The sequence below is a fragment of the Pseudomonas sp. BN505 genome (assembly GCF_029873175.1).
In the GTDB taxonomy this organism is placed as follows: Bacteria; Pseudomonadota; Gammaproteobacteria; order Pseudomonadales; family Pseudomonadaceae; genus Aquipseudomonas; species Aquipseudomonas putida.
The window spans coordinates 84906-102526 of sequence record NZ_SSOI01000067.1 but is presented as its reverse complement, the minus strand read 5'-3'; the positions used below and the strand labels follow the sequence as shown (position 1 = coordinate 102526).

At 63.5% G+C, this 17621-nt stretch carries 17 protein-coding genes and 1 pseudogene; 9 read left to right on the top strand and 9 right to left on the bottom strand.

Annotated elements, in window-relative coordinates; genetic code table 11:
* Positions 1-3 precede the first annotated feature (3 nt).
* Positions 4-2055, bottom strand: coding sequence for a glycine--tRNA ligase subunit beta (gene glyS, locus E8E78_RS22925; protein WP_061202801.1), 2052 nt, complete (start codon positions 2053-2055; stop codon positions 4-6).
* Positions 2052-2999 (bottom strand): glycine--tRNA ligase subunit alpha, encoded by a 948-nt coding sequence (gene glyQ, locus E8E78_RS22920; protein ID WP_019471032.1) that lies wholly within the window; start codon positions 2997-2999, stop codon positions 2052-2054. The genes glyS and glyQ overlap by 4 nt, the downstream gene beginning before the upstream one ends.
* An 83-nt stretch (positions 3000-3082) precedes the next feature.
* Between glyQ and E8E78_RS22915 the strand changes: the two genes are divergently transcribed.
* Complete coding sequence (locus E8E78_RS22915) at positions 3083-3634, top strand: DNA-3-methyladenine glycosylase I (RefSeq protein ID WP_049274562.1); 552 nt, start codon at positions 3083-3085, stop codon at positions 3632-3634.
* A 41-nt stretch (positions 3635-3675) separates the two neighbouring features.
* On the top strand, positions 3676-4563 hold the full coding sequence (locus E8E78_RS22910) for a lysophospholipid acyltransferase (RefSeq protein ID WP_016489937.1): 888 nt from the start codon (positions 3676-3678) through the stop codon (positions 4561-4563).
* Between the two features lie 177 nt (positions 4564-4740).
* On the opposite strand, the gene E8E78_RS22905 is transcribed toward E8E78_RS22910, so the two are convergent.
* Genes E8E78_RS22905 through def form a run of 5 tightly spaced genes read right to left on the bottom strand, consistent with a single transcriptional unit; the run spans position 4741 to position 9264 of the window.
* Positions 4741-5049, bottom strand: a complete 309-nt coding sequence (locus E8E78_RS22905) for a tetratricopeptide repeat protein (RefSeq protein WP_049274561.1) — start codon at positions 5047-5049, stop codon at positions 4741-4743.
* A gap of 11 nt (positions 5050-5060) precedes the next feature.
* Complete coding sequence (gene trkA / locus E8E78_RS22900; RefSeq protein ID WP_016497366.1) at positions 5061-6434, bottom strand: Trk system potassium transporter TrkA; 1374 nt, start codon at positions 6432-6434, stop codon at positions 5061-5063.
* Positions 6435-6457: 23 nt separating this feature from the next.
* The gene (gene rsmB, locus E8E78_RS22895) at positions 6458-7768 is read right to left on the bottom strand and encodes a 16S rRNA (cytosine(967)-C(5))-methyltransferase RsmB (protein WP_016497367.1); all 1311 of its coding nucleotides are present in this window, start codon (positions 7766-7768) and stop codon (positions 6458-6460) included.
* Positions 7765-8697, bottom strand: coding sequence for a methionyl-tRNA formyltransferase (gene fmt / locus E8E78_RS22890; protein WP_016497368.1), 933 nt, complete (start codon positions 8695-8697; stop codon positions 7765-7767). The genes rsmB and fmt overlap by 4 nt, the downstream gene beginning before the upstream one ends.
* 60 nt (positions 8698-8757) lie before the next feature.
* Positions 8758-9264, bottom strand: coding sequence for a peptide deformylase (gene def / locus E8E78_RS22885; protein WP_016497369.1), 507 nt, complete (start codon positions 9262-9264; stop codon positions 8758-8760).
* A gap of 206 nt (positions 9265-9470) precedes the next feature.
* On the opposite strand from def, the gene dprA reads away from it, so the two are divergent.
* From dprA to E8E78_RS22860, 5 genes and pseudogenes are all read left to right on the top strand, one after another.
* Positions 9471-10568, top strand: coding sequence for a DNA-processing protein DprA (gene dprA / locus E8E78_RS22880; protein ID WP_049274559.1), 1098 nt, complete (start codon positions 9471-9473; stop codon positions 10566-10568).
* Positions 10569-10610: 42 nt separating this feature from the next.
* Complete coding sequence (locus E8E78_RS22875) at positions 10611-11168, top strand: L-threonylcarbamoyladenylate synthase (RefSeq protein ID WP_003253107.1); 558 nt, start codon at positions 10611-10613, stop codon at positions 11166-11168.
* Positions 11169-11614: 446 nt separating this feature from the next.
* Positions 11615-11944, top strand: a pseudogene (locus E8E78_RS22870) (hypothetical protein).
* A 267-nt stretch (positions 11945-12211) separates the two neighbouring features.
* Complete coding sequence (locus E8E78_RS22865; RefSeq protein ID WP_019473739.1) at positions 12212-12496, top strand: type II toxin-antitoxin system prevent-host-death family antitoxin; 285 nt, start codon at positions 12212-12214, stop codon at positions 12494-12496.
* Positions 12462-12770, top strand: coding sequence for a Txe/YoeB family addiction module toxin (locus E8E78_RS22860; RefSeq protein ID WP_084738361.1), 309 nt, complete (start codon positions 12462-12464; stop codon positions 12768-12770). The genes E8E78_RS22865 and E8E78_RS22860 overlap by 35 nt, the downstream gene beginning before the upstream one ends.
* 156 nt (positions 12771-12926) lie before the next feature.
* Here E8E78_RS22860 and E8E78_RS22855 read toward each other — a convergent pair whose 3' ends face one another.
* Positions 12927-13904 (bottom strand): NADPH:quinone reductase, encoded by a 978-nt coding sequence (locus E8E78_RS22855; protein ID WP_197899518.1) that lies wholly within the window; start codon positions 13902-13904, stop codon positions 12927-12929.
* A gap of 134 nt (positions 13905-14038) precedes the next feature.
* On the opposite strand from E8E78_RS22855, the gene hemF reads away from it, so the two are divergent.
* Together hemF and aroE are read left to right on the top strand one after the other, a co-directional pair.
* Positions 14039-14950: an oxygen-dependent coproporphyrinogen oxidase gene (hemF, locus tag E8E78_RS22850; protein ID WP_019473737.1), complete on the top strand. Its 912-nt coding sequence runs from the start codon at positions 14039-14041 to the stop codon at positions 14948-14950.
* 25 nt (positions 14951-14975) lie between these two features.
* On the top strand, positions 14976-15800 hold the full coding sequence (aroE, locus tag E8E78_RS22845) for a shikimate dehydrogenase (RefSeq protein WP_049274556.1): 825 nt from the start codon (positions 14976-14978) through the stop codon (positions 15798-15800).
* A 139-nt stretch (positions 15801-15939) separates the two neighbouring features.
* Here aroE and E8E78_RS22840 read toward each other — a convergent pair whose 3' ends face one another.
* The gene (locus tag E8E78_RS22840; protein ID WP_049274176.1) at positions 15940-17505 is read right to left on the bottom strand and encodes a SulP family inorganic anion transporter; all 1566 of its coding nucleotides are present in this window, start codon (positions 17503-17505) and stop codon (positions 15940-15942) included.
* Between the last annotated feature and the right edge of the window lie 116 nt (positions 17506-17621).

Genomic DNA, 17621 nt, shown 5'->3' with positions numbered 1-17621 from the left:
GGCTTACCCCAGCAGCGAAATGTCGGCCACGCCCAGGAACAGGCCGCGCAGGCGGCTGAGCAGGGCATAACGGTTGGCGCGTACCTTGGCGTCTTCAGCGTTGACCATCACCGCCTCGAAGAAGGCGTCGACCGGGTCACGCAGGGCCGCCAGGCGGGCCAGCGATTCACTGTACTGGCGTGCAGCAGCCATCGGTTGCACGGCCTGGTCGGCCTGCTGGATGGCCGAGTACAGCGAGAACTCGTTGGCGTTGTCGAAGTACTTTGGCTCGACCTGTTCGGCGATGGCGCCTTCGGCCTTGCTCAGCAGGTTCGATACACGCTTGTTCACCGCGGCCAAAGCTTCGGCTTCCGGCAGCTTGCGGAACGCCTGCACAGCTTGCACACGCTGGTCGAAGTCCAGGGCCGAGCCCGGCTGCAGGGCGCGCACCGACAGGTAGGTGGCCACGTCGATGCCTTCGTCTTCGTAACGCGCACGAAGGCGGTCGAAGATGAACTCCAGCACTTGCTCGGCCAGGCCGGCGGCCTTGACCTTGGCGCCGAACTGCTTGACTGCGAACTCGACCGCACCGGTCAGGTTCAGGTCCAGCTGCTTCTCGATCAGAATGCGCAGCACGCCCAAGGCAGCACGGCGCAGGGCGTACGGGTCCTTGCTACCGGTGGGCAGCATGCCGATGCCGAAGATGCCAACCAGGGTGTCGAGTTTGTCGGCGATGGCCACAGCAGCACCGGTGAGGGTCTGCGGCAGCTCGGCGCCAGCACCGCGCGGCATGTACTGCTCGTTCAGGGCCAGGGCGACGTCCTGCGGCTCACCGTCGTTGAGCGCGTAGTAGTAACCGGCAACACCCTGCATTTCAGGGAACTCGCCGACCATCTCGGTGGCCAGGTCGCACTTGGACAGCAGGCCGGCACGGCCGGCGCGCTGGGCGTCGCCGCCGATCAGCGGGGCAATGAACGCAGCCAGTCTGGAGACACGCTCGGCCTTGTCGTACACAGTGCCCAGCTGAGCCTGGAACACCACGTTTTTCAGGCGCTCGTTGAAGGTTTCCAGCGGCTGCTTCTTGTCCTGCTTGAAGAAGAACTCGGCGTCGGTCAGGCGCGGGCGCACGACCTTCTCGTTGCCTTGCACGATCTGCTTCGGGTCGCGGCTCTCGACGTTGGCCACGGTGATGAAGCGCGGCAGCAGCTTGCCTTCGCTGTCCAGCAGGCAGAAGTACTTCTGGTTGTCCTGCATGGTGGTGATCAGGGCTTCCTGTGGCACTTCAAGGAAACGCTCCTCGAACGAGCACACCAGCGGCACTGGCCACTCGACCAGGGCAGTCACTTCGTCCAGCAGCGCAGGCGGCACGATGGCGGTGCCTTCCTGCTGCATGGCCAGCTCGGCAGTACGCTTGCTGATCAGCTCGCGGCGCTCGGCGAAGTCGGCCAGCACGTAGGCTGTGCGCAGGTCTTCGACGTAGTTGGCCGGGGTGGTGATGACGACGTTTTCCGGGTGGTGGAAGCGGTGGCCACGGGATTCACGGCCGGCTTTCTGCGACAGGATGGTGCAGTCGACCACCTGGTCGCCCAGCAGCATCACCAGCCATTGCGTCGGGCGCACGAACTCTTCACGGCTGGCCGCCCAGCGCATGCGCTTGGGAATCGGCAGGTCGTTGAGCGAATCTTCGACGATGGTTGGCAGCAGGCTGACGGTGGACTTGCCCGGGATATGCTGGGAGAAGCGCAGCTTGGCGCCGCTCTGGTCGATTTCCGACAGATCTACACCGCATTTCTTGGCAAAGCCAAGAGCAGCCTGGGTCGGCTCGCCGTCTTTGAAAGCAGCCTGCAGGGGCGGGCCGTCGATATTGATGCTGCGGTCAGGCTGCTGCACGTCCAGCTGGCGGATCAGCACGGCCAGGCGGCGCGGCGCGGCGTACACCTGCTTGCCGGTGTAGTTCAGGCCAGCGGCCTGCAGGCCTTTCTCGATGCCGGCCAGGAAGGCGTCGCCGAGGGTGGCCAAGGCCTTGGGTGGCAGCTCTTCGGTGCCCAGTTCTACCAGGAAATCTTGAGCACTCATTGTGCAGCCTCCAGCTTAGCCAACACTTCGTCACGCAGTTCAGGGGTGGCCATCGGGAAGCCCATGCGTGCGCGGGCTTGCAGATAGCTTTGCGCCACGTCCCGGGCCAGGGTACGTACACGCAGGATGTAACGCTGGCGCTCGGTTACCGAGATGGCGCGGCGCGCGTCCAGCAGGTTGAAGGTGTGCGAGGCCTTCAGGACCATTTCGTAGGTCGGCAACGGCAGATCCAGCTTGATCAGGCGGTTGGCTTCGCTTTCGTAGAAGTCGAACAGTTCGAACAGCTTGTCGACGTTGGCGTGTTCGAAGTTGTAGGTCGACTGCTCCACTTCGTTCTGGTGGAACACGTCACCGTAGGTGACCTTGCCGAACGGGCCGTCGGCCCACACCAGGTCGTACACCGAATCGACGCCCTGGATGTACATGGCCAGGCGCTCCAGGCCGTAGGTGATTTCACCGGTGACCGGGTAGCACTCGATACCGCCTACCTGCTGGAAGTAGGTGAACTGGGTGACTTCCATGCCGTTCAGCCAGATTTCCCAGCCCAGGCCCCAGGCGCCGAGGGTCGGCGATTCCCAGTTGTCTTCGACGAAGCGGATGTCGTGCACCAGCGGGTCCAGGCCGATGGCTTTCAGCGAGCCGAGGTACAGCTCCTGGAAGTTGGCCGGGTTGGGCTTGAGCACTACCTGGAACTGGTAGTAGTGCTGCAGGCGGTTTGGGTTTTCGCCATACCGCCCGTCGGCAGGGCGACGGCTAGGCTGCACGTAGGCGGCGTTCCAGGTTTCTGGGCCGACGGCGCGCAGGAACGTGGCGGTATGGAAAGTGCCGGCGCCTACTTCCATATCGTAGGGCTGAAGCACCACACAACCTTGAGCTGCCCAGTAGTTCTGCAGGGCGAGGATCAGGTCTTGGAAGGTACGCACGGCTGGCGTAGGCTGGCTCACGAAATTCACCTGTATCTGGGGATGCGGATGTAAAGAGCGGGAGTATAACCTGATTCGCCTCGCCCTCTACTCATTGGAGCCTTATGCCACGCTGCTTTTGGTGTACCGACGATCCGTTGTACCAGGCCTACCACGACCAGGAATGGGGAACGCCACAGCGTGACCCGGCGTTGCTCTTCGAGATGCTTTTGCTCGAAGGGTTCCAGGCCGGGCTGTCGTGGATAACCGTTTTGCGCAAACGCGAGCGTTATCGCCAGGTGATGTACGGCTTCGACCCGGTGAAACTGGCGGCCATGAGCGACGAACGCATCGAAGAACTGATGCAGGATGCCGGCATCATCCGCAACCGCCTCAAACTCAAGGCTGCCCGGCGCAATGCCCAGGCGTGGCTGGCTGTGGATAACCCGGCCGAATGGTTGTGGTCGTTCGTCGGCGGTGCGCCGAAGGTCAACCATTTCACAGGCCGCAGCGATGTGCCGGCGGTTACCGATGAAGCCAAGGCCATGAGCAAGGCCCTGCAGAAAGCCGGGTTCACCTTTGTCGGCCCGACCATCTGCTACGCCTTCATGCAGGCCACCGGCATGGTCATGGACCACACCACCGATTGCGATCGCTACGCCGCCTTGTTGCGCTGAGGGGTTACAATGCGCGCCTTGCTGAAATAAGGAATTCGCCTGTGGAAAAGTTCAAGGGCGCCCTGATGGTCGGGGTGCTGCGCCTGTTTGCCAAGCTGCCCTGGGGCGCTGTGCAGCGCGTCGGCGCGGGTATTGGCTGGCTGATGTGGAAGGTCCCCAACGGTTCGCGCAATGTGGTGCGAATCAACCTGGCCAAGTGTTTCCCGGAGATGGACCCGGTTGCCCGTGAGCAGCTGGTTGGCCAGGCGCTGCGGGATATCGGCAAATCCTTTGTCGAAAGTGCCTGTGCCTGGATCTGGCCGCCGCAGCGTTCGCTGGAGCTGGTCAAGGAAGTGCACGGCCTGGAAGTGCTGGAGCAGGCCCTGGCCTCGGGCAAGGGCGTGGTGGGTATCACCAGCCACCTGGGTAACTGGGAAGTGCTGAACCACTTCTACTGCAACCAGTGCAAACCGATCATCTTCTACCGCCCGCCTAAGCTCAAAGCGGTGGATGACCTGTTGCGCGAGCAGCGCGTGCAGATGGGCAACCGCGTGGCGCCTTCGACCAAGGAAGGCATTCTCAGCGTGATAAAGGAAGTGCGTCGCGGTGGCCAGGTGGGTATTCCTGCCGACCCGGAGCCGGCCGAATCGGCAGGGGTGTTTGTGCCGTTCCTGGGCACCCAGGCGCTGACCAGCAAGTTCGTGCCGAACATGTTGGCGGGTGGCAAGGCGGTGGGGGTATTCCTGCATGCGCTGCGGCTGCCGGATGGTTCGGGCTTTCGGGTGATTCTGGAAGCAGCGCCAGAAGCGATGTACAGCACCGATGTGACCGAGTCGGCGGCGGCGATGAGCAAGGTGGTCGAGCGCTATGTGCGCGAGTACCCGAGCCAGTACATGTGGAGCATGAAGCGCTTCAAGAAGCGCCCGGCTGGCGAGCCGCGCTGGTACTGAGATTTCTGGGGGCGCTTTGCGCCCTTTCGCCGGCAAGCCAGCTCCCACCTTGACCTTGCCGGCCCGAGCTCATGCTTTCGGCTTAGACAAGCTCTGGCTTGTACAAGGCCCATGGGCTTGCTCGGCCCCGTGGGAGCTGGCTTGCCGGCGATGGGCTGCAAAGCAGCCCCGGCAATCTCAGGCCTTGTTGAGTTTCTTCAGGAACACAGTCATCTCTTTCTCGGCCTGCTTGTCCCCATGGGCCTGCGCCGCCACGATCCCGTCTTCCCAGGCCTTGCGCGCCGCTGCCGGGTCACCCTGCAATTGATGCGCCTTGCCCAGCAGCTTCCACGCCGCGGAATACTTGGGATCCTGCTCCACACACCGTGCCAGGTGCACCGCCGCTTCAGCGCCGTTGCCTTCATCCAGCCAGGCCTTGCCCAAGCCAAACCTCAGCAGCGGGTTATCCACACCCTTGGCCAGCATCTTCTCCAGCGATTCGCGCATGCCTTCTTCTCCTAGAAGAAACTCAAGCCGACGTGGAACAGCTTCTCCACATCCCGGATTTGTTTTTTATCCACAACGAACAGGATCACATGGTCCCCCGATTCGATCACGGTGGCGTCGTGGGCGATCATCACCTCTTCGTCGCGGATGATGGCGCCGATGGTGGTACCCGGTGGCAGGGCGATGTCTTCGATGGCCTTGCCCACAACCTTGCTCGACTTCGAATCCCCGTGCGCCACCGCCTCGATGGCCTCGGCCGCACCACGGCGCAGTGAGTGCACGCTGACAATGTCGCCCCGGCGCACGTGCGCAAGCAGGGTGCCGATGGTAGCCAGCTGCGGGCTGATGGCGATGTCGATATCACCGCCCTGCACCAGGTCGACATAGGCCGGGTTGTTGATGATGGTCATTACCTTGCCTGCGCCCAGGCGCTTGGCCAGCAGCGACGACATGATATTGGCTTCGTCATCGTTGGTCAGGGCCAGGAAGATGTCGGCGTCGGCGATGTTCTCTTCGAGCATCAGGTCCTTGTCCGAGGCGCTGCCCTGCAGCACCACAGTGCTTTCCAGGGTATCGGAGAGGTGCCGGCAGCGGGCCGGGTTCATCTCGATGATCTTCACCTGGTAGCGGCTCTCGATGGCTTCAGCCAGGCGCTCGCCGATCTGCCCACCGCCGGCGATGACGATGCGCTTGTTGGTCTCGTCGATGCGGCGCAGCTCGCCCATCACGGCGCGGATGTCCTTCTTGGCGGCGATGAAGAACACTTCGTCGTCAGCCTCGATCACGGTGTCGCCACGCGGGGTGATCGGCCGGTCGCGACGGAAGATGGCCGCCACGCGGGTGTCGACGTTGGGCATGTGCGCACGGATCTGACGCAGTTGCTGGCCGACCAGCGGGCCGCCGTAGTAGGCCTTCACCGCTACCAGCTGGGCCTTGCCTTCGGCGAAGTCGATCACCTGCAGCGAGCCTGGGTGCTCGATCAGGCGCTTGATGTAGTTGGTCACCACCTGCTCGGGGCTGATCAGTACATCGACCGGGATATGGTCGTTGTCGAACAACTCTTCGCGGGTGAGGTAAGCCGACTCGCGCACCCGGGCGATCTTGGTCGGGGTGTGGAACAGCGAATAGGCCACCTGGCAGGCGACCATGTTGGTTTCGTCGCTGTTGGTCACTGCCACCAGCATGTCGGCATCATCGGCACCGGCCTGACGCAGCACCGTCGGCAGCGAGCCTCGGCCCTGCACGGTGCGGATGTCCAGGCGGTCACCGAGGTCGCGCAAGCGCTCGCCATCGGTGTCGACCACGGTGATGTCGTTCGCTTCGCTGGCCAAATGCTCTGCCAGCGTACCGCCTACCTGGCCTGCGCCGAGGATGATGATCTTCATCCGCTACTCCCTACCGTTTGTATTTATCCGCGAGAGGCGGCGATCTTGATCAGCTTGGCATAGTAGAAGCCGTCGTGGCCGCCTTCCTGGGCCAGCAACTGGCGGCCGTGGGGCTGGCGCAAGCCGGCCTCGGTGGCCAGGTCCAGCTCACGGGCGCCTGGGGTGCGGGCAAGGAAGGCGCCTACCACTTCGGTGTTCTCGGTCGGCAGGCTGGAGCAGGTGGCGTACAGCAGCATGCCGCCTACTTCCAGGGTCGGCCACAGGGCGTCAAGCAGCTCGCCTTGCAGCGCTGCCAGTGCCGGGATGTCGTCGGCCTGGCGGGTCAGCTTGATGTCCGGGTGGCGGCGGATCACGCCGGTGGCCGAACACGGCGCGTCGAGCAGGATGCGCTGGAACGGCTTGCCGTCCCACCAGCTGGCGGTGTCGCGGGCATCGCAGGCGATCAGCTCGGCGTCCAGTTGCAGGCGGTCGAGGTTCTCGCGCACGCGGGTCAGGCGCTTGGCTTCGAGGTCGATGGCCACCATCTGCGCCAGGCCGGCTTCGGCCTCCAGCAGGTGGCAGGTTTTGCCACCCGGGGCGCAACAGGCGTCCAGCACGCGCTGGCCAGGGGCCAGTTCGAGCAGGTCGGCGGACAGCTGCGCGGCTTCGTCCTGCACGCTCACCCAGCCCTCGGCAAAGCCTGGCAGGCCGCGCACGTCGCAGGCCTCGGCCAGCACGATGCCGTCACGGCTGTACTGGCAGGCGCTGGCGCCAATGCCCGCTTCGGCCAGCAGTGCCAGGTAGGCATCGCGGCTGTGGTGACGGCGGTTGACCCGCAGAATCATCGGCGGGTGGGCGTTGTTGGCGGCGCAAATGGCTTCCCACTGCTCCGGCCAGAAGGCTTTCAGCGCCTTCTGCAGCCAGCGCGGGTGGGCAGTGCGTACCACTGGGTCCCGCTCCATGCCGGCGAGCAGTTCTTCGCCTTCGCGCTGGGCGCGGCGCAGCACGGCATTGAGCAGGCCCTTGGCCCACGGCTTTTTCAGCTTGTCGGCACAGCCCACGGTTTCGCCGATGGCGGCGTGGGCCGGAATGCGGGTGTAGAACAACTGGTACAGGCCGACCAGCAGCAGCGCCTGCACATCGGCGTCGGCCGCCTTGAAAGGCTTTTGCAGCAGTTGCGCGGCCAGCAGGTCGAGGCGCGGCTGCCAGCGTGCGGTGCCGAACGCCAGGTCCTGGGTCAGGCCACGGTCGCGTTCATCAACCTTGTCCAGTTGTGCCGGCAGCGAGCTGTTCAGCGAGGCCTTGCCACTGAGCACAGCGGCAAGGGCACGGGCGGCGGCGAGACGTGGGTTCATTGGCCCAGCACCTTGCCGACGGCGAACTTCTCGCGGCGGCTGTTGAACAGGTCGCTGAAGTTAAGCGCCTTGCCGCCGGGCAATTGCAGGCGGGTCAGGCTCAGCGCCTGATCACCGCAGGCAACGACCAGCCCGTCCTTGCTGGCGGACAGGATTTCGCCCGGGGCGCCCTGGCCTGTGGACAAGTTGGCGGCCAGCACCTTCACGCTTTCACCATCGAGGGTGCTGTGGCACACCGGCCACGGGTTGAAGGCGCGGATCAGGCGCTCCAGCTCAACCGCCGGGCGGCTCCAGTCGATGCGCGCCTCGTCCTTGTTCAGCTTGTGTGCGTAGGTGGCCAGGGCATCGTCCTGCACTTCACCGTGCAGCGACCCGTCGGCCAGGCCGGCGATGGCCTGTACCACGGCGGGCGGGCCCATTTCGGCCAGGCGGTCGTGCAAGGTGCCGCCGGTGTCATCGGCGTTGATGGGAGTGACCACCTTGAGCAGCATCGGGCCGGTGTCCAGGCCAGCTTCCATGCGCATCACGGTCACCCCGCTCTCGGCGTCGCCGGCCTCCACGGCGCGCTGGATCGGCGCCGCACCGCGCCAGCGTGGCAGCAGGGAGGCGTGGCTGTTGATGCAGCCCAGGCGCGGGATATCCAGCACTGCCTGCGGCAGGATCAGGCCGTAGGCGACCACCACCATCAGGTCCGGCTTCAGCGCGGCCAGTTCGGCCTGTGCATCGGCGTTGCGCAGGGTCTGCGGCTGGAACACCGGGATGTCATGGGCGACGGCCAGTGCCTTGACCGCACTTGGCATCAGCTTCTGGCCACGGCCGGCCGGGCGGTCGGGCTGGGTGTAGACGGCCACGATCTCGTAAGGGCTGTCGAGCAGGGCCTTGAGGTGTTCGGCGGCAAACTCTGGAGTGCCTGCAAAGACGATGCGCATGGAGTTCTCGCTTCAAAATAGAAAAAGGCTTGCCGGAGCAAGCCTTCTGGAAGGTAGGGATCAGGCTTGCTGGCGGTGCTGCTTTTCCAGCTTCTTCTTGATCCGGTCGCGCTTGAGCTGCGACAGGTAGTCAACGAACAGCTTGCCGTTGAGGTGATCGAATTCGTGCTGCACGCACACCGCCAGCAGGCCTTCGCATTCCAGCTCGTAAGGCTTGCCGTCGCGGTCCTGGGCCTTGACCCGCACACGCAGCGGGCGGTCTACGTTCTCGTAGAAGCCGGGCACCGACAGGCAGCCTTCCTGGTACTGGCCCATGTCGTGGGTCAGTTCTTCGACCGTGGGGTTGATGAAGACGCGCGGCTCGCTGCGGTCTTCGCTGAGGTCCATGACCACGACCTGCAGGTGCACGTTGACCTGGGTGGCGGCCAGGCCGATACCAGGGGCTTCGTACATGGTTTCAAACATGTCGTCGATCAGCTGACGCAGGGCGTCGTCGAACTCCGTCACCGGTTTGGCGATAGTGCGCAGGCGCGGGTCCGGGAATTCGAGAATGTTCAAGATGGCCATAAGGTCAGGCAGTCACTGTGCGTTCGGTTGAAAACTGAGCACACATAATAAAGGGAAACGGGGATTTCGGCACCTGGCAAGCTCGTCTAGGGTGTCTATGGGCTTTATAGCCCCCAGCCAATGGACAGGTTTTCAAAGTGTTACTCACAGAGTTATCCACAGGTTGTGCCACGTAGATGGCCCTGTTTCGATCAAGGACGATCCCCATGCCCAGTTACCATTCGTCGCTCTGCCCGCCTGCCGAACTGGAGGCGCGATTACGCCTGCATCGCTTGCCCGAGACAGGATTGCGACGTTTTCGCACCTTGCTGGATGCGTTCGGCAGCGCCTCTAGTGCGCTTAGCGCTCCCGGTTCGGCCTGGCGAGCGTTGGGCATCCCCCAAGCCACCATCGATGCCCGGCGCAGTGCCGAGGTACGCGAGGGCGCGCTCGCCGCAATGGCCTGGTTAGAGCGCCCCGGCCAGCATTTGCTGATGTGGGACGGCCCTGGCTACCCAGCGTTGCTGGCAGAAATCGACGATGCCCCGCCGCTGCTTTTCGTTGCCGGCGACCGGGCCTTGCTCGACCGCCCTCAGTTGGCGATTGTGGGCAGCAGACGTGCCACACCCCCGGCGCTCGACACCGCCCGGGGATTTTCCCGCTACCTTGCGCAGGCTGGTTTCACCATTACCAGCGGGCTTGCGGTGGGTGTCGACGGTGCCGCTCATCGGGCCGCGTTGCAGGCCGGTGGGTGCACGATTGCCGTGCTCGGTACGGGGCTGCAAAAACTTTATCCACAGCGCCATCAAGAGCTTGCGCAGGCGATGATCGACAACGGCAGTGCGCTGGTTTCCGAGTATCCGCTGGACGCCGGGCCACTGCCCGGCAACTTCCCACGGCGCAACCGCATCATCAGCGGCTTGTCGCTGGGCGTGCTGGTGGTCGAGGCCAGCTTGGCCAGTGGCTCGCTTATCACTGCGCGCTTGGCGGCCGAGCAAGGCCGCGAGGTGTATGCCATTCCGGGTTCCATTCACCACCCGGGGGCCAAGGGCTGCCACCAGCTGATCCGTGATGGGGCGCTGCTGGTGGAAAGTGTGGAGCAGATCCTGGAAAGCCTGAAGGGTTGGCAGAACCTGCCGCCTGCAGTTGTGGACAGGTTCGACCATCCCCTGCTTGCCCTGCTGCATGCAGCGCCTCAAACCAGCGAAAGCCTCGCACACTGCAGCGAGCTGCCGCTGGCCGAAGTGTTGGCGCAGCTGACCGAGCTGGAGCTGGAAGGCCGGGTAAGCAATGAAGCCGGGCGTTGGTTTGCCCGCGCGGGCTAAGTACACTGCGCACAAGCAAGGTATTCAGGCGGAGAAACAGCAATGGTGAGCAGTTTTCGTGTGCAACAAGCCGCACGTGAGATCCGGGCGGGCGCAGTAATCGCCTACCCGACGGAAGCGGTCTGGGGCCTGGGCTGCGACCCATGGAACGAGGACGCGGTCTATCGTCTGCTGGCGCTGAAATCGCGGCCTGTGGATAAAGGGCTGATTCTGATCGCTGACAACATCCGCCAGTTCGATTTCCTGTTCGAGGACTTCCCCGAAGACTGGATCGACCGCATGGGCAGCACCTGGCCGGGGCCGAATACCTGGCTGGTGCCACACCAGGACCTGCTGCCCGAGTGGGTAACGGGGCAGCATGACACCGTGGCGCTGCGGGTCAGTGACCACCCGGTGGTGCGTGAACTGTGCGCGCTGGTGGGGCCGCTGATTTCCACCTCGTGCAACCCCGGCGGTCGCCCGGCGGCGAAGACCCGGTTGCGGGTGGAGCAGTACTTCCACGGGCAGCTGGACCTGGTGCTTGGGGGGGCGCTGGGGGGGCGGAAGAACCCGAGTGTGATTCGCGACCTGGCAACCGGCGAGGTTGTGCGCCCGGGCTGATACCGCTGGCGAGGGCTTCGCCCTCGATCGCCGGCAAGCCAGCTCCCACAGGTACTGCACATGGCTTGAAGCCGGTGCGGTCGGTGTGGGAGCTGGCTTGCCGGCGATTGGGCCGCAAAGCGGCCCTAGAACCCCGCAGATTTTTCTGATTTTGCCAAAATGGCTGTCCAGCTTGCGGCTTGGGAAATATCCTACGAGCCGCGTCCTCTGCCATCACCTTCTCAGTGGGAACCTCTGCCCTTAGGCTTAAACCGTCGCCGAATAACTTGGCGATCGGGTGTGATAACCCGGATGTGCGAATTCTGAATGGCAGCCATGGCGGCTGTGCGCGTGAGGCTTTCGAGCCTGCCGGGTTTGGGATTCGTCCGGTTTACCACCCCGCGTGCAGCTGCCACCCATTTCGTGTGGTAACGGATTGAGCGGCCGCCCTGATCAGGTGAATTCCCATGAGCAAGAAATAAGTCCCCGATCCACCCCTTCCATGCACCTCCACCCGCCCCTTCGGCCGCTGCGACGCCGGCCATGACCCGCTCTTCACCGTCAACCCGAACATTTCCGCCGAGGACGCTCTGGTCCACGTAGCCCTGTACCTGCGCAGCGCCTACGAAACCGGCTACAAAGCCCTGGACTACATGCGCGAAGAGGGCCGTGGCATGTTCTGGTCGAACCTGCATGCGATTGAGATGGCAGAGGGTGTGATTGAGGCGATACTCGATGGCATCGAGTCGACCCCTCCATCCACAAGCGGTTCTCCCCAAAACAGCGTCGTACCTTAATTCGATGCGATTACTGTGGGAGTAGGCAGGCCTGCTCTCGCAGCGATTTCCTACAAGCTCTGGCGAAGGCAAACACCTGCCCACCAGAAGACATCCAATTTATGCTTTGCATCCTCAAGGTTCCCGACCATGGGATGTTGAAGTTTGTACCTAGGCTTGTACAATGTTTGAGTTGGTAGGAAGCCACCAAGCCTAGCGCCCATTCAGCAGTGCTGAGTGGGTCGAGAAAAACCTGATCCGGGCCCTGCCTGGGAAGGATTTGAAGAAATGCATGTACTGACTTTTAGCCAGGCTCGCGCCGACCTGAAGCAGACGATGGATGATGTATGTCGGGATCACGAACCTGCGATCATTACACGCCAGCGTGGTGAGCCGGTGGTCATGATCTCGCTTGAAGACTACAACGGCATGCAAGAGACCATGTACCTGTTGGGTTCTTCAGCCAATGCCAAGCGCTTGCGCGCATCCATTGATCAGCTGCGGTCGGGTGAAGCGGCTACCCATGAGCTGCCCATAGATGAACATGAAGTCAAAACAACGCAACAAGACTGAGGCTCGCAATTCTGTAAGCGTTGCGTTCACTTCAGAGGGTTGGGAAGACTACTGCCATTGGAAGGATGCTGACTCTGATGTATTCGCGACGATCAACACACTGATCAGGGAGTGCCTACGTACTCCGTTCAAAGGTACTGGCAAGCCCGAGCCGCTCAAGGGCGACCTGTCAGGATTCTGGTCTCGCCGTATTACTCGCGAGCATCGGTTGGTATACCTTTTCGAAGGTGGTCAGATGACGATCTTGCAGTGCCGATACAACTACGACGATTAATCAAGGCGAAGCAATCCATATGGGATTGCGCCGTAATCCAGGTCGACTCAATACACTGTGGGAGCGGGTTTACCCGCGAACACCGGCAGAGCCGGTGCCATCCACCGCGGTGGCTGCTTCGCGGGCATGCCCGCTCCCACAGGGAACGTGTGTGGCTCAGGGGATTAGTACAGTCGATCCTACAGTCCGCCGCGCCGACAGCTCCGCCTGTGCCTTGGCCGCCTCGCTCAATGGATACCGCTGCTGGATATCCACAACCAGCTTGCCGCTCGCAATCATCGCAAACAGGTCATCGGCCATGGCCTGGGTGTTCTCGGCATTATTGGCATAAGTCGCCAAGGTCGGCCGGGTGACGTACAACGAGCCCTTCTGCGCCAGGATCCCCAGGTTCACCCCGCTCACCGCGCCCGAGGCATTGCCAAAGCTCACCATCAACCCGCGTGGCTGCAGGCAGTCCAGCGAGGTGAGCCAGGTATCGGCGCCCACGCCGTCATACACCACCGGGCATTTCTTGCCGTCGGTCAGTTCCAGTACCCGCTTGGCCACATCTTCGTGGCTGTAGTCGATGGTTTCCCATGCCCCCAGCGCCTTGGCCCGCTCGGCCTTCTCGGCAGAACTCACGGTGCCGATCAGCTTGGCGCCCAGGGCCTTGGCCCACTGGCAGGCCAGCGAACCGACGCCACCCGCTGCGGCGTGGAACAGGATCACATCGCCCGCCTTCACTTCATAGGTCTGCTTCAACAGGTACTGAACGGTCAAACCCTTGAGCATCACCGCTGCCGCCTGCTCGAAGCTGATGTTGTCGGGCAGCTTGACCAGGTTGGCCTCCGGCAGCGTATGCACCTCGCTGTACGCACCCAGCGGGCCACCGGCATGGGCCACGCGGTCACCCACCTTCAGGCGGGTCACACCCTCGCCCACAGCCTCGACCACGCCGGCCGCCTCGGTACCCAGGCCAGAAGGCAGGGACGGCGGTGCATACAGCCCGCTGCGAAAGTACGTGTCGATGAAGTTCAGGCCGATGGCGTGGTTACGCACGCGCACCTGCTGCGGCCCGGGCGGGGTGGGTTCGAATTCCACAAACTGCAGCACTTCCGGGCCGCCATGCTGGCTGAACTGGATACGCTTGGCCATCTCGCACTCCTGTAGTCGGGATCGGGAAAAGGCCTTCTATCGGACGCCTTTGCTTGATCGCCGTCAACTGCGGCGCGCGCGCTGGCGGTGGTATGCTACGCGCGAATTCTTCCCTGCCCGTTCCTGGTGACCCGATGACTAGCCGCACCGAGGCCGTGAAAGCCTACCTGCTCGACCTGCAAGACCGCATCTGCTCTGCCCTCGAAACCGAAGACGGCGGCGCCCGTTTCGTCGAGGATGCCTGGGTGCGCGAAGCCGGTGGCGGGGGCCGCACGCGGGTGATCGGCGACGGCAAGGTGATCGAGAAAGGCGGGGTCAACTTCTCCCACGTGTTTGGTGCCGGCCTGCCTCCCTCGGCCAGCGCCCACCGCCCTGAACTGGCGGGCCGTGGCTTCGAGGCCCTGGGGGTGTCGCTGGTGATCCACCCGCACAACCCGCATGTGCCCACTTCCCACGCCAATGTCCGGTTCTTCATCGCCGAAAAGGAAGGTGAAGAGGCCGTATGGTGGTTCGGCGGCGGTTTCGACCTGACGCCGTACTATGGCAACGAAGAAGACTGCATCCACTGGCACCGAGTGGCCGAACAGGCCTGCGCACCGTTCGGCGCCGACGTGTATCCGCGTTACAAGGCCTGGTGCGACCGCTACTTCCACCTCAAGCACCGTGGCGAGCCACGCGGCATCGGCGGCCTGTTCTTCGACGACCTGAACGAGTGGGACTTCGACACCTGCTTCGCTTTTATCCGCGCCATCGGCGATGCCTTCGTCAACGCCTACCTGCCGATCGTCCAGCGCCGCAAGGACACGCCCTACACCCCGCAGCAGCGCGAGTTCCAGGAATACCGCCGCGGCCGCTACGTGGAGTTCAACCTGGTCTACGACCGTGGCACCCTGTTCGGCCTGCAGTCCGGTGGCCGCACCGAGTCCATCCTCATGTCGCTGCCACCTCAGGTGCGTTGGGGTTACGACTGGAAGGCCGCACCCGGCAGCGAAGAAGCGCGCCTGACCGAGTACTTCCTGCAGGACCGCGACTGGCTTGGCCAGTAAGCTTGTGGATAAACAAGGAGCCGTCATGGACCAGTACGTCGTTTTTGGTAACCCCATCGGCCACAGCAAGTCGCCGCTGATCCACCGCCTGTTCGCCGAGCAGACCGGCCAGGATCTGGAATACGCCACCCTGCTGGCGCCGCTGGACGAGTTCAGCGATTGCGCGCGCGGCTTCTTCAAGCAAGGCAGCGGCGGCAACGTCACCGTGCCGTTCAAGGAAGAGGCCTACCGCCTGTGCGACAGCCTGACCCCGCGTGCCCAGCGCGCTGGCGCAGTGAACACGCTGAGCAAGCTGGCTGATGGCACCCTGCAGGGCGACAACACCGATGGCGCGGGGCTGGTGCGCGACCTGACAGTGAATGCCGGGGTCGAACTGGCTGGCAAACGCATTCTCATCCTCGGTGCCGGTGGCGCCGTGCGTGGCGTGCTGGAGCCTATTCTGGCGCACAAACCGCAGTCGCTTGTGGTTGCCAACCGCACTGTGGAAAAAGCCGAGCAGCTGGCGCGAGAGTTTGATGAGCTGGGGCCGGTGGTGGCCAGCGGGTTTGCCTGGTTGCAGGAGCCTGTGGATGTAATCATCAACGCCACCTCGGCGAGCCTGGCCGGGGAGATGCCGCCGATTGCCGACAGCCTGGTCGAGGCGGGGCGCACGGTTTGCTACGACATGATGTATGGCAAGGAGCCGACGCCGTTTTGCGCGTGGGCTACCAAGCTGGGGGCTGCGAAAGTACTGGACGGGTTGGGGATGCTGGCTGAGCAGGCGGCTGAAGCCTTCTTTATCTGGCGTGGGGTGCGGCCTGATACCGCGCCAGTGTTGGCTGAGCTGCGCCGGCAGCTGGCTCGGGGCTGAAATTGTCGGGGCCGCTTTGCGGCCCATTCGCGGCACAAGGCCGCTCCTACAACGCCCGCGCTATCCGGGCTAACGCGATCCCCTGTAGGAGCGGCCTTGTGCCGCGAATGGGCTGCGCAGCAGCCCCAGAATCTCAGCCTCACTCCTCAAACCGGATCGGGCACAACTCCACCCCTTCCAGCTTCTGCAACTCTTCGATCACTTGGGGCCTGGCCCGGTGCAGTGTCAAGCTCCCGCCCAAGCGCCGCAAGCGCCGCGCCTCACGGTGCAACATATCCACACCCGAGTAATCGATAAAATTCACCTGCCGCGCGTCGATCACCACATGTGGCCCCTGGCAGCGCTGCAAGCGCACCTGCAGGTAATGCGCCGCCCCAAAGAATATTGACCCGCCCACCCGTAACACATCCGCGTCTCCTTCACGGCTTTGCTGCACCCGTGGCCGGGAAGTGCGCTTCAAGTAGAAAAACAGTGACGCCAGCACCCCGGCATAGATGGCCGTCTGCAGCTCCAGCAACAACGTCGCCGCCGCCGTCAGTGCCATGACCAGAAACTCCGAGCGACTGACCCGAAACAACGCGCGAATCCCCCGATGGTCCACCAGCCCCCAGCAGATCAGCAGGATGCTGCCGGCCATGGCGGGTATCGGCAGGTGCGCGATCAGGCCGGCGCCTGTAACGGCAAACAGCGCCACCCACAGAGCCGAGAACACCCCGGCCATCGGTGAACGGGCGCCCGCCTCGTAGCTCAGGCCCGAGCGGGTGAAGGAACCGGCGGACAGGTAGCCGGAGAAAAATGCACCGGCAATGTTCGACAGGCCCTGTGCGCGTATTTCCTGGTCCGGGTCGATCAGTTGTTCTGAACGTGCCGATAACGAGCGGGCAATCGACAGGCTGGTGACCAACCCCAGCATGCCTACCGCAACGGCGCTGGGTAGCAGACGCAACATGAGCTCCACGTCTAGCAAAGGCAGCGGGCTGAAAGGCGGGAGTTGCCCGGTAAACGCTGCCACCCGTGGCACATCGCCGAAGTAGCCCGGCAACAGCCAAGCCAGCAAGCTGACCAGCATCAGGCTTATCAACAGGCTCGGCCAGCGTGGGCGCCAGAGCTTGAAGGCCACGCCGATCACTACGGTGGCCAGGCCCAACAGCAAGGAAGGCAGGTCGACCTCCCCTGCATGGCTGGCCAGGTCCTGTACGGTTTTCAGTGCCGTAGCCTGGCTGGGCAGGTCCATGCCCAGCAGGTTGGGCAATTGGCCCAGGGCAATGACGATAGCGGCGCCCAGGGTGAAACCGAGTACTACCGAGTGGGAGACGAAGTTGACCAGCGCGCCAAAGCGCAAAAGCCCGAGCAGCAGCTGGAAGATGCCGCCGAGGAAGGTCAGCAGCAGCACCAGGGTGATGTAATCGGCACTGCCGGCCACGGCCAGCGGGCTGATGCTGGCGTAGAGCACGATGGAGATGGCAGCGGTGGGGCCGCAGATCAGGTGCCAGGACGAACCCCACAGGCAGGCGATCAGCACCGGTACGATGGCGGCGTACAGGCCATATTCGGCAGGCAAGCCGGCGATCAGGGCGTAGGCGATGGATTGTGGCAGGGCGAGGATGGCACCGCTCAGGCCCACCAGCAGGTCCTGGCGCAGGCTGCGGCCCGATTGGCGCGGGAGCCAGGTGAGGAAGGGCAGCAGGTGAATGATGCGATGCATGAGATATTCACATTTCCAAAGGTCCACTGTCCCCTGTGGGAGCGGGTTTACCCGCGAATGCGTCGGTACATGCAATGCAGCATTCGCGGGTGAATCCGCTCCCACAGGGGGCGCGT